Below are 11,721 nucleotides of genomic sequence, written 5' to 3'. Positions count from 1 at the left end.
AACGCGTTGGCGCGGTTGAAGTGGGCTTCGGCCAGCGTGGGCTCGATCCGCGCCGCCTCCGCGTAGGCGGCGGCGGCTCCGGCGAGCCGCCCGGCCTGCTGAAGCGCCACGCCCAGGTTGTAGCGCGCGAGGGCGCAGCCCGGCAGCAGCGCCGCCAGCACCCGCCAGGAGCCGGCCGCGGCACCCGGTCCGTCCTCACGCACCGTGGCCTCGGCCAGCATCCGCCAAGCGTCGGCGAGCGCCGGCTCCAGCGCCAGGGCGCGCCGGAGCGCCGGACCCTGCGGGAGCGACAGCGCGGCCAGCGCCAAGGCGTGATTGAGGCGAAAGTCCACGCGCGCCGGCGCGTGGGAGACCGCCGTGGCGAAGTGCCGGCGCGCCTCCACCACCCGGCCGTTCCTGGCGGCGGCGATGCCCGCGATGTGCCAGGCGTCGGCCTGCGCCGGATCGGCCTTCAGGATGCGCCGGCAAAGCGCCTTCGCCTTATCGAACCGGCCGGCTTCCAGGTGGTCGAGCGCGATCAGGAGCACCTCGCCGATGGCCGCCATGGTCAGCGCCCGTCGCAGGTCAGCCGCCAGGCGGCGTCCATCCAGCCGGCGTCCGGGTCCCGGATCTCGACCAGGGAACGGAGCGGCGGGGGATCACGGCCGGGCGGCAGCCCCAGCGCGTTGACGGACACCAGTCCGGGGAAGGGGTTGGCGGTGGTTCCAAGCCGGTTGCCCGGGTTGAAGACCGGCGCGATGTGCCACCACAGCCGGTAGCCCAGGTCCCGCAGGCGCGCGAAGGCGCCGGCCGCGCCCGCGTCGTCCTCGATCCGCAGGTGCAGGACGGGACCGCGGCCGGCGATGACGCGGGTGAGCGGACCGTCCAGCGGATTGCCGGCCGGGGCGGTCGTGGCTTGGCGGATGGTGGTCCGGATAAGGCGGAGGCGGGCGAGCTCCACCGCCTGCGACGGCGGATCCCACGTCCTGGCGGAACCCTTGCGGACGGCGACGTTGTCGAGGCCGTTCGCCGCGACGGTGCGGGCAAGGCAATCGGACAGGCCGGGCGATTCCTCGAAGGCCAACACCCGGCCGCCGGTCCCGACGGCGCGGCTGAAGGCCAGCGCATGCGCGCCGATCCCGGCATCGGTGTCCAGCGCCACGTCGCCCGCCGAGAGAAAGCCCGCGCCGAAGGCCGTCTCGATCTCCAGCCACTCGCCCAGCGCCGAAAGGGAGCGCCCGACGTGCGGATCCCCCGCCGGATGGGCAAGGCGGCCGTGCCGCCCGTCCCCCTCCGCGCGGTCCTCCGGACCGTCCGGTCCGCGCATCGGCGGCAGGCGAACCAGATTGAGCAGCTTCGCGCCCACGTGGCTGTCGTCCGGCCTTCCCGGCGGGGTGGGGAACGGCCGTCCCAGCCCCTCGTGCACGCCGTCGTGCACCATCGCCGCCCGCGCGATGCGCGGCCACAGCCATTCGGCCAGGAAATGCTGGTCGTTCCATCGGCCGGTGCGGCTGGCCGTGAAATGGTCGATGGCCGGCCCCATCGGCGGCAGCAGCCCCGCGGTCCCGCCCCACATGCCGCCCATCACCGGCTCCATGTGCATGACATGGTCGCGCATGACGTGGAACGGCAGGCCGGAGGCGATCCACTCCTCCACGGCGGCGATTTCGCGCGCGGTCGGCCTGGAATCGCAGTCGCGGCACAGGAAGCGGCGGACGGACGGATCGTCGGCCGGCAGGAAGCGCCAGAACATGCCCTGGCGCGCAGCACTTCCCGGCGGCATCGCCACAAGCTCGGCCCCGAGGGACGCGAGTTCGGCGAGGATGTGCGAAGGCACCGTGTCGTCGTGGTAGAAGCGGCAGGTCCAGCCGGGCAGCATCGCGGGCACGAGCCGCGCGTTCGCGACGGCGCCGGCGCAGTAGACCTCCAGCGCCCCCCACAGGCTGAAGCTGACGACGTCGCGCGTCCGCTGCTCCGGCCGGACGTCGCTGCCGGCGGCGGGCACCGCCCCGGACGGCGGGGCGCCGGACTGCTTCAGCTTCAATTCCAGCGCACGCGTGGACCAGACGGTCGCCTGGGCCGGGTCGCGCCGGTCGAAGAGCGCGGCCAGGGCCTCGTGGGGATCGGAACAGTCCGGATCGGCGGCGACGGCGTGCCGCAACGCCCGCGCGCCGTCATCGACCCGGCCGATGCGCATGAGCGCCACGCCGAGGTTGTGCAGCACCCGCGGTTCGGCCGGGCTCCAGACCAACACCCGTTCGTAGACCGCGGCCGCTTCGGCGCTCCGGCCCAGCTCGCCCAATCCGGCGCCCAGCGAGAAACCCATGGCGGCGTCGAACGGCAGCAGTCGTGCCGCGCGGGCAAGGTCGGCCACGGCCGCCGCGTTCCGTTGCCCCTCCAGATGGCGTTGACCGCGCTCGCACAGGAGAAGGCCGAGCTTCCCGCCGATCCCGGTGTCCTGGGGCGCAATGCGGTGGGCGCACTCGAAGGCAGCGACAGCCTCCTCCGGCCGTCCTGCCTGCCGCTCCGCCACGCCAAGGAGTTCCCACACCTGCGCGTCGCCGGGATCGAGGGCCAGGCACCGGCGGTTGCCGCGTACGGCGGCGCCCCAATCCTCGGCGCGCGCATCGAGCCGCGCGAGGTTGAGGTGCGCGGCGGCCAGGTCAGGGGCGAACGCCACCGCACGCTCCAGCAGCGGGCGCGCCTCGTCGAACCGGCTCTGCTGGCACATCAGCGTGCCGGCGAGGTACAATGTTTGCGTGTGGTCGGGGGCGGCGTCGAGAATTCGGCTGTAGAGAACAGCCGCCTCGTCCAACCGGCCGGCGGCGTGAAGTTCAAGAGCAACGTTCAACGCTTCGGTGATGGTAGCCATCAGCTCGAGAACTCCGGCAGGGCAACCACAGTAACCCGGCTTGGTTCGTATACAAAGGCTGGACGCAACGTCGCATTGTGTCGGCGCGCCGCCGTGTGCGGGCAGGGCGGCGCATCCGGGGAGGCCGACCGGCGGCCACGCGCGCCGAGCCCGGTCACGCCGTCTCGGCGTGGCGCTTTTCGAAGTCCCACACGCGCTCGAACCCCATCAGGCGGGTGAAGTCGGCAAAGGGATAGAGCGCGCCGCGGTATTCGGCGCTGGAGCCGCTGGCGAGGATCTCGCCGTAGGCGTCGCGCAGCGCCGCCGCCATCGCCAGGAAGCCGGTGGCGGGGAAGATGGCGATGCGGTAGCCCAGCTCCTCCAGCCGCGCGCGGGTCAGCAGCGGGGTGCGCCCGCCCTCCACCATGTTGGCGATCAGCGGCTTGCCGATGGTGCGGCCGATGCGCTCCATCTCCGCCTCGCTTTCCGGGCTCTCGACGAAGAGGATGTCGGCGCCGGCCTCGGCGTAGGCGTCGGCGCGGCGCAGCGCCTCGTCCAGGCCCAGCGTGGTGCGCGCGTCGGTGCGGGCGATGATCAGGAAGTCGGCCGAGGAGCGCGCCTCGCACGCCACCTTGATCTTGCGCACCATGTCGGCCGTGGGGATGACGCGGCGGCCGGGGGTGTGGCCGCACTTCTTGGGGAACTCCTGGTCCTCCAGCTGGATGGCGGCCGCTCCGGCCTCCTCGTAGCCGCGCACCGTGAAGTCGACGTTGAGCAGCCCGCCGTAGCCGGTGTCGCCGTCGGCGATCAGCGGCGTGGCCGTGCCGCTCGCGATGGCGCGCACCCGGCCCACCATGTCGGAATAGGTGGCCAGCCCCGCGTCCGGCAGGCCCAGGTGGCTGGCGACGGTGCCGTAGCCGGTCATGTACAGCGCGTCGAACCCCATGCCGTCCGCCACCTTGGCCGAGATCATGTCGAACACGCCGGGGGCGGAGATCAGGCCGGGCCGCGACAGGCGCTGCTTCAGGGAAGTGGTCATGTCTCTCGATGTCTCCGTTGGATGCGTCAGGCGGCGCCGCGGTGCAGCCGCCGGTCGATGTGCAGCAGGGCGGCGCCGATCAGCACGGCGACGGTGGCGAGGATCAGCACCACCGCCATCATGGTGGGCACGTCGTGGCCGCCGATGGCGTTCATGATGAGGTAGCCCAGCCCCCGCTGGGAGGCGAACATCTCGCCGATCAGCACGCCCAGCAGCGTCAGCGAGAAGCCCACCCGACCTGCGCGAGCAGGAGCTGGCGGAACTGGCGGGCGTCAGCCGCACGCCGGTGCGGGAGGCCTTGCGCCGCCTGGCCGCCGGCGGGCTGCTGCAGCTGGTGCCCAACCTGGGCGCCAAGGTGAGCGAGTGGACGGCCAAGGACCTGGACGAGATCTTCGGCCTGCGCGCCACGCTGGAAAGCCAGGCGGCCGGCCTCGCGGCCACCCGCGCTGCGCCGCACCACCTGAAGGAGCTGGCCGCGCTGTGCGACGCCATGGAGGCGCTCACCGACGACTTCGGCGCCGTGGACTTCTCGCGGATCACGCCGCTGAACGACCGGTTCCACGGCCTGCTCATCGAGATCGCCGGCGACCGTCGCCTGGGACAGATGATCCGGCGGGTGATGGAGATGCCGCTGGTGCTGCGCACCTTCGCGCGCTACAGCCGGCGCGACCTTGCCCGCAGCATGAACCACCACCGCGAGATCGTCGAGGCGCTGGCCGCCAGGGACAGCGAATGGGCATCGTCGGTGATGCGCGCGCACGTGCGGGCGGGGCGGGCCGTCTTCGCCACGGCGGCTCCGTGAGCAGCGCATTGTATACAATGGGCGCAAAGATGGATTGGCCGCGTGCCTTGTAAGACGGGCGCACCCTGGGGCCGCTCCTTCAGACGGGACGGGGATGTTTTTTGTTGCGGCCGGTTCGCCTCGACGCATAGGGTTGGCCGGAGATCACGGACACGCAGCCCATGGCGAACTCACCGCTCCGGATCGAGAGTGAACTTCGGCTCCTCTCCCTGGCCGGCAAATACAACATCAATGATCCGGCCGACCGCAAACGTTCCAACGTCGCCCTGGAATCTTTGTTTTACGGTATCCAGGACGCCATCAAACCCCAATGCATCCTGGAAATCGGCGCCCATGGCGCGGCTTTTTCAAGAGACATGCGGGATCGGCATGAAAATGTGCCGATCTATGCCTTCGAGGCGAATCCCCACATTTTCGAGAGTATGTCGGGGAAATTCAACTTTGAGGCGTTGAACGTCCGCTATCTCAATCTCGCCGTTTCCGACGTGACCGGACACACGGAATTCCAGATCCAGAAATCCGTCGACGGTCAGCCGGCATCGCCGATCAGGGCCAACAACTCCCTGTTGCGACGCACGCAAGCCGACGTCGAGTACGAGGCGGTGCGGGTGCCCTCGACGACGCTCGACGATTTTTGCGCGGCGGAAGGGTTGAGCGGGCGCCCGATGTCGGCCTGGATCGACGCGGAAGGCGCTTCGGAGATGGTGCTCAAGGGAGCGTCGCGAACGCTTCAGGACATCCAGTCCATCTTCATCGAGGTGGAGGATGCGGAGTTCTGGACCTCGCAGTGGCGGTCCGGCCACGTCATGGACCATCTCATGGCCCACGGCCTCCATCCCATCGCCCGGGACTTCGAATACGACCTGCAGTACAACGTGATCTTCGTCCGCGAGCCCGTCCTGGCGAACGGGATCGTCCGTTACAAGCTCGCCACCTTCCTCCATGGCTGAGCCGCCGGCATCAGCCGTCAGTCCGCTGGCGGACGCAGCCCGTTGAAGACCACGTTCTCCCGGGTCTTCAGGCCGGCCCAGACGTCCATCATGCTGCCGACGTCGACGGCGACGCCGCCGAGATCCTTGATCCTCCGGCAGTAGAGCTTGCCGAGGATGCCGGCCCCGACCAGCACGACCAGGCCGGGGTGGCGCGCCAGCAGGGCGGGGATCTCCCGCTCCATCAGCGCGGGAAAGCGCTGGGCCAGATGCGCGTCGGCACGGACGAGACCGGCCTTCTCGCCCTCCGGCAGGTCGGAGAAGCGCATTTCCGGGGGGACGGGCAGCCATTCGACCTCCGGCACCCCGTACAGCGCCGGAAACGCCGCCGTCAAATCGCGCGGGCCGATGATCCCGACCCTCGGAAGGCCGGCGAACAGGTCCCGGTACCAGTCCTTGGCCTGGAACCAGATGTGGAACCCGGCGTGGCAGACCGGCGTCGCGGGCTCCGCGAAGCCGTCGCGGTGCAGCAGCGCCGCGACGCGTCCGAAATCGGACGCGGCGTCCGGCTCGGCGTGCGGAATGCCGATGAGGTCGGCGTGCCGGCACGCCTCCTTCAACATGAGCCTGACCGACGCGACCCGATCGTCCGTGAAGTCGGTGTAGCCGAACCACGTGTACCAGATGTCGGCGACCAGCGGACGCGGGACGTCGTGGGGGAAGCCCATGATGCGCCCCTCGCCGTCCCCCAGGCGGATGACGGAGAACGGCGCCCGTTCGGCCATCGCCCGGCGGATGCGGTCGCGCACCTCCTCCAGCGTGAACTGGGGCACATCGGGCCGGTTGATGGGAATCATGGCAGTCGCCTCGCTCTGTCCTCGTCCCGGATCGGGCGCAGATTGTCGAAATCCTGGTTGTCCCGGGTCTTCAGGCCGGCCCAGACGTCCATCATGCTGCCGACGTCGACGGCGACGCCGCCGAGGTCCTTGACCCTCCGGCAGTAGAGCTTGCCGAGAATGCCGGCCCCGACCAGCACGACCAGGCCGGGATGGCGCGCCAGCAGGGCGGGGATCTCCCGCTCCATCAGCGCGGGAAAGCGCTGGGCCAGATGCGCGTCGGCACGGACGAGGCCGGCCTTTTCGCCCTCCGGCAGGCCGGAAAAGGTCATTTCCGGGGGGACGGGCAGCCATTCGACCTCCGGCACCCCGTACAGCGCGGGGAGGGTGGCGGTGAGGTCGCGCGGGCCGATGATGCCGATGCGCGGCAGCCCGTCGAAAAGCGGCCGGTACAGGTCCGCCCGGTGCAGGCCGAGGTGGATGCCCGCGTGGCAGAGCAGGGCCGTACGCTCCACGTAGCCGTCGCGCGGCAGCAGCGCCGCGACCCGCCCGAACTCGCAGGCGATGCTGGCCTCCGCCTTGGGAATGCCGAGCAGGTCGGCGTTCCGGCACACATCCTTCAGCGCCTGCTGCATCCACGTGACCTGCTCGTCGGCGGCGTTCCGGTGGCCGAACCAATTCTCCCAGATGTCGGCGACCCGCGCCCGCTCGACGAAATGGGGAAAGCCCATGATCCGTCCTTCCCCGTCGCCCAGCCGGATCAGCGAAAACGGAGCCCGGTCGGCGATGGCCTTGCGGATGTGGGCGTACGCCTCTTCTCGGGTGAGGTGCCGCATGGTGCTGGTCTCGAACGGCGCCGCGGGCAGGTTGCGGATGGCGGCCGGAAACCGGCGGCCCGGGACGCGGTTCAGCGCCAGGCAGGCGTGACCGTAGGCGTAGTCGTCGTCCGGTGCGTCCGGCTGGAACGGCCGGATGCTCGCCTCGTACACGTTCAGGAAGTTCTTGATGGCCGTGGTGAAGACGGCGCCGTTGTGTACGCCGAAATGCTGCTGGTAGACGACCCAGATGGCGTCCACCTGGGCCCTGCGCAGGGTGTGGAAGACCGCGTCCCGAACCTCGGGCCGGGTCTCGCTGAGCGACCAGTTGGCCAGGAAGGCCGTGCGCCGCGCCTCCCCGTCCGGAAGCACGTCCGCGAAGATATCGGCGAGCGCGGTGCCGGGCACCGTGCACACCCCCCGCTCCGGCAGCGCGCCGTCGGGCGCCGGAGCGATGCCGGAGCACAGCAGGTACCAGCGCAGCAGGGCGCGCACCGGCTGGTTTTCGACGATGACGTAGCGCCCCTTGAACCCCAGCCGGAGCGCCAGCCGGCAGAGCGCGCCGAAGCCGCCGCCGAATTCGACGATCTGCTCGAAGGCGTCGATGGGTGCGCGCGCCTCGGCCTCGAAGCGGGCCAGCGTGTAGGCCTGGCGGATCAGGTTGCCGCTCGACGGCGGGTGAATCCGCGACGGGGTCGGCCCGCCCACCGGGCTTTCCACCAGCGCCGGCTTCCAGCGCCTTTCCCAGTCGGGAAGGGCGGTCAGCGCCGCGAACTGCCGGGCGGTGTCCTCATAGTCGCCGACGAACATGGTCTGCGCCATGACCGGCCAGCGCGTGAAGGTCTCGACGTCGTCGTGAAGGACGCTCGTGGCAATCGCCTGGAGATGGCGTTGCCACTGCGGGTGGATGCTCTCCTGCCCGGCCTGGGGCGTACCGGCCAGGACGGCCCGGGCGGCCTCCACCAGTTCGGCACGGGCCGTTTCGGCTTGGGGACCGGTCACGGCGCGGTGTGTCCTAGGCCCATGGCGCGCCATTGCGCGGCGATCGCCTCGTAGTAGGCGGGGACGTAGTGGAAGGGGCTCAACCCCCAGCGGTGGTCGGGGTCGGCGAGGCAGGCATCGGGCGGCGCCTCCACCACCGCCGCGGTGGGGAACGCCTGGAGGAAACGGTCATGGCAGCGTGCCAGCAGGGCGTTGTGCGCGGCACGGGAACCGCTGCGCCCCAGCATGATGAAGGTCTCGTCGGGAAGGGGCTCGCAGCCGGCCGGCGTCCGCATCTGCGACGCCCAGACGGCGCGGTGCAGCACGATCCGGGCGTCGGCCAGCGGCGTTTCCGCCACGTGCCGCCGCAGCCGCTCCAGACCGGCCTCCCACAACGCCCACGCCTCGTCCGACAGGCGCAGGACCCGGCGCGCGCCAGCGAAGGGCGGCAGGGCGGCGAGGCCGCTCGTCGCGAAATCGAGGGATTCATTGATGATCAGGCCGCTGTCGAGCACCAGCAGGTCGAAGCGCTCCTCGATCAGGTCGAGGATCAGCACATCGGGCCGGGCGTCGGCAAGCGCGCCGGGGATCGTCTTCGCCAGTTCCGCCGCCAGCCAGTGGTGCACGCCGGGCGGCAGGCCAAGGCCGTCGAGGATGGACAGGGGCAGGACCGGGCAGGACGGCGGCGGCGTCAGGCTGGCGATCGACGCCCGCGCGTAATCGGCCACCCGGTCGACCCTGTGGATGTCGGCGGCGGCAAGTGCTTGCTGCGTGATGCAGCTGCCGACCACGGCGATGCGCTGCAGTGCCGCCGTCATGCGTCCGATCCCTGTGCGGCATGGTCGACGAACGCGCCGGGGCCGGCGGCGAACGGATCGGGGAAGCGGCGGCGCAGCTCGGGCTGTGCGCGGTAGGCACGGCGGTGGGCGCGGGGAATGGGCGTGCCGTCGGCGTAGGTGCCGTAAGCCCACCAGCCCTTCGGCACGCCGGCCGCGGCGTGCCGCGCCAGGGCCGCCTCGTACCATTTCACCAGTTCGAACACGGCCAGCCGGTCGCCGGCGTTGCGTTCCAGCATCGTCCGCCCGACGGCGCCGAGCTTGGTGAAGTGGAAGAAGCGCAGCGGCCGGCCGGCGGCGCGGATGACGCCGTCCGGGCCGATCTCCACCGGCCGGTGGGCGACGTTCCAGGAGGCGACGTTGTAGCCGGGATCGCGCAGGACGTGGACGCCGTCGAACAGGGCCGGCGCGTGGTCGCACCAGCGCTGGTCGGTGAACAGGCCGGCGGGGACGTCGTCCATGCAGTGGGCCAGCAGGCGGTCGCGCCACCAGCGGGCGAACCGCCGCCCTTCGCCGGTGTTGGCGACGGCGAGGAAGCCCAGGTTGTAGATGCCGTGCTTGAGCGCGCCGATCTCGTTGTCCAGCACGCCCTGGACCGTGGTTTCGGCGTGCAGCAGGTGCGGCGTCAGGACGACGGCGTGGCGTTCCAGAAGCGCCTCGACCGGACGCAGGTCGGCGAACAGGGCGACGTCGGGATCGAGGTAGACGACCTTGCCCGCCCCGTTCTCCAGCAGGCGGTGCAGCATGGCGCCCTTCACCGCCGTGCACAGCTCGACCACGTCGTGGCCGAAGATCCAGGCCGACACGTCGGGAATGCCGAGGTCGGCCGGGCGGACCACATGGTCGAACGGCTCGCGGCCGGGGTCGAAGGCGAAGCCCGGCGGCTCCTCGTCGGGCAGGCAGAGCCAGAAGGTCCAGTGCGGGTGGTGGCGGCGCAGCGTCCCGCCCAGGACCCGCGCACGGTCGAGGTAGGCGAAGGTCGCGCTGGTGAAGCAATGCACCTCAGCCACGGAGATCCTCCTGCGCCCGGAACCAGTCCACCGTCCCCTGGCCGAAATCCAGCCGGCCCCCGGCGCGTGGGCGAGCCAGGAGGTCCGGCAGGGCGTCGCCGTCGAACAGGGCCACGAGGTCCGCCTCGCTCCGCACCGCGCAGCCCTGGTCCGGGGCGTTGGCGAGGACGGCCGGCCAGACGTTGCCGGCCTCCGCGCGCGCGACGACGAAGGCGCCGCCCGCCAGGGCCTCGTGGACGGTGAAGCAGAAGGTCTCCTGGCACAGCGACCAGATCACGACGACGTCGATCTCGTGTTCCGCCACGGCGCGGGCCATGGCCTCGCGGTCGTTGGCGTGGACCTGGACCGGGACCGCGTGCACGGCGCCGGACGGGGGCAGGCCGTGCGGCAGGCCGAACTGGTAGAACGCGTACCGGCCGCCGCCCGCTTCCCCACCGCCGTGCCCGCCGCCGTAGCGGGTGGCGAGCGCGTCGAAGACCGCCCAGCCCTTCAGGAAGGAGCGGGTGCCGAGATGGGCGACCCGGATCGGCCGCGCTGGTGCGCCGGGGGCTCGCCACGGGCGGGGTCCGGGATCATCCAGGCGAAGCCGCGCCAGCGGCACGACGGCGGAGCGCGCGTGGTCGAAGCCCATCCGGCGCCAGACCTCCAGCGCGGATTCCGAGGGGGCGAGCACGACCGGCAACGTCCCGGCGAAGAACCGCTGCAGCCGTGCCACGTGCTCCGCCCGTTCCGGCCCGTAGCAGCAGATCGCGCACGCGGGGGAATCGGCCGGCGGCGCGTTGCAGAACGCCACGTCGTTGCGCATCAGCGCATAGCTGGTGCACAGCGTGAAGAAATCATGCACCCACACCACCGGCGGCGCCGTGCCGGCCGCCAGGGCGAGTGCCTGCACATGCTCCGGCGCGTGGCCGGCGAAATGGTGCACGACGATCCGCACGGCGTGACCGCGCATCCGCATGGCGCCGACGGCCGCCACGAGGTCGGACACGCGCGCCGCGCCGAGCGGCCGCCCGTCCAGGCGGAGCTGCACGATCGCCTCGTCCTGCGGAACCGCGTCCGCCAGGACCGGGACGGTCCGCAGCGGCCGGACGTGCAGGTGCCCCCACCCCGCCGCGCGGAAGCCGGCTTCCTCGTCGCCGACCGCGTTCTGGACGCCGCCGGCCGTCCGCGTGTGGTCGTCGTGGCTCAGCACCAGGGCAAGGCCGTGCGCGGCGGCGGAGCGGCCCAGCGCCGCGGTCAGCGCGCCGGCCCCGACCGGTTCCGGCACCTCCGCCGGCGCGGCGTCCGCCGCGCGCGCGCCGCCCGACCGGGCCTGATCGAGCTGGCTGCGCCACGGGTTCGTGGACGACCGCGGCAGCAGGCCGTTGCGCATGCCGAACCACAGGTAATGCATCAGCGGGTTGAAATCGGTCGCCGCGATGTCGGGATAGTTCTTCCGGTAGAAGGCGACGTCGAACGCCGGGCTGGGGTTCAGCCCTTGGCGCCAGCCCCAGACCAGGAAGTGCAGCAGCGCGTCGCCGCCGGCCGGCGTCAGGTCCGGCCCCTGGGCGCGGTAGAACGCCTCGTCGAAGTGGCCGTCGGTCAGCCGGCGCGCCTCGGCCAGCTGCTCGTCGGTGGGCAGGACCGGCACCCAGCCCGGCGTG

The 11,721-nt window shown here is 71.6% G+C and carries 11 protein-coding genes; 2 read left to right on the top strand and 9 right to left on the bottom strand.

The genetic code is table 11. From position 1 onward, the window contains the following. The 4 genes from VED21_RS33685 to VED21_RS33670 form a co-directional block, all read right to left on the bottom strand. Positions 1 to 545 (bottom strand): tetratricopeptide repeat protein (locus VED21_RS33685; RefSeq protein WP_324890291.1); only part of this gene is annotated, 545 nt, incomplete at its 3' end. 2 nt (positions 546 to 547) lie between these two features. Further along, positions 548 to 2,851: a tetratricopeptide repeat protein gene (locus tag VED21_RS33680; protein ID WP_324890290.1), complete on the bottom strand. Its 2,304-nt coding sequence runs from the start codon at positions 2,849 to 2,851 to the stop codon at positions 548 to 550. A gap of 154 nt (positions 2,852 to 3,005) precedes the next feature. Continuing rightward, positions 3,006 to 3,869: an isocitrate lyase/PEP mutase family protein gene (locus VED21_RS33675; RefSeq protein WP_324890289.1), complete on the bottom strand. Its 864-nt coding sequence runs from the start codon at positions 3,867 to 3,869 to the stop codon at positions 3,006 to 3,008. Positions 3,870 to 3,895: 26 nt separating this feature from the next. Further along, positions 3,896 to 4,102: an ABC transporter permease subunit gene (locus tag VED21_RS33670; RefSeq protein ID WP_324890288.1), complete on the bottom strand. Its 207-nt coding sequence runs from the start codon at positions 4,100 to 4,102 to the stop codon at positions 3,896 to 3,898. A gap of 53 nt (positions 4,103 to 4,155) precedes the next feature. Here VED21_RS33670 and VED21_RS33665 point away from each other — a divergent pair, with 53 nt between their 5' ends. Both VED21_RS33665 and VED21_RS33660 read left to right on the top strand, forming a co-directional pair. After that, positions 4,156 to 4,671: a GntR family transcriptional regulator gene (locus tag VED21_RS33665; protein ID WP_414638376.1), complete on the top strand. Its 516-nt coding sequence runs from the start codon at positions 4,156 to 4,158 to the stop codon at positions 4,669 to 4,671. 161 nt (positions 4,672 to 4,832) lie between these two features. Next, positions 4,833 to 5,621 (top strand): FkbM family methyltransferase, encoded by a 789-nt coding sequence (locus VED21_RS33660; RefSeq protein ID WP_324890287.1) that lies wholly within the window; start codon positions 4,833 to 4,835, stop codon positions 5,619 to 5,621. 17 nt (positions 5,622 to 5,638) lie between these two features. Here the strand turns inward: VED21_RS33660 and VED21_RS33655 are convergent, their stop codons facing one another. The 5 genes from VED21_RS33655 to VED21_RS33635 form a co-directional block, all read right to left on the bottom strand. Then, positions 5,639 to 6,457 carry a hypothetical protein gene (locus VED21_RS33655; protein WP_324890286.1) on the bottom strand — a complete coding sequence of 273 codons (819 nt, stop codon included), beginning with the start codon at positions 6,455 to 6,457 and terminating at the stop codon, positions 5,639 to 5,641. Next, positions 6,454 to 8,253: a hypothetical protein gene (locus tag VED21_RS33650; RefSeq protein ID WP_324890285.1), complete on the bottom strand. Its 1,800-nt coding sequence runs from the start codon at positions 8,251 to 8,253 to the stop codon at positions 6,454 to 6,456. The genes VED21_RS33655 and VED21_RS33650 overlap by 4 nt, the downstream gene beginning before the upstream one ends. Next, complete coding sequence (locus tag VED21_RS33645) at positions 8,250 to 9,050, bottom strand: DUF6270 domain-containing protein (protein ID WP_324890284.1); 801 nt, start codon at positions 9,048 to 9,050, stop codon at positions 8,250 to 8,252. The genes VED21_RS33650 and VED21_RS33645 overlap by 4 nt, the downstream gene beginning before the upstream one ends. Then, the gene (locus VED21_RS33640) at positions 9,047 to 10,078 is read right to left on the bottom strand and encodes a hypothetical protein (protein WP_324890283.1); all 1,032 of its coding nucleotides are present in this window, start codon (positions 10,076 to 10,078) and stop codon (positions 9,047 to 9,049) included. Before VED21_RS33640 ends, VED21_RS33645 begins: the two co-directional genes overlap by 4 nt. Then, positions 10,071 to 11,721: hypothetical protein (locus tag VED21_RS33635; RefSeq protein ID WP_414638375.1), on the bottom strand; the 1,651-nt coding region annotated here is incomplete at its 5' end. The genes VED21_RS33635 and VED21_RS33640, both read right to left, overlap by 8 nt.

This window comes from Azospirillum sp. (genome assembly GCF_035627195.1).
GTDB lineage: Bacteria > Pseudomonadota > Alphaproteobacteria > Azospirillales > Azospirillaceae > Azospirillum.
Note: the sequence above shows the minus strand (reverse complement) of the source record. Positions and strands in the feature narration are given on the sequence as shown.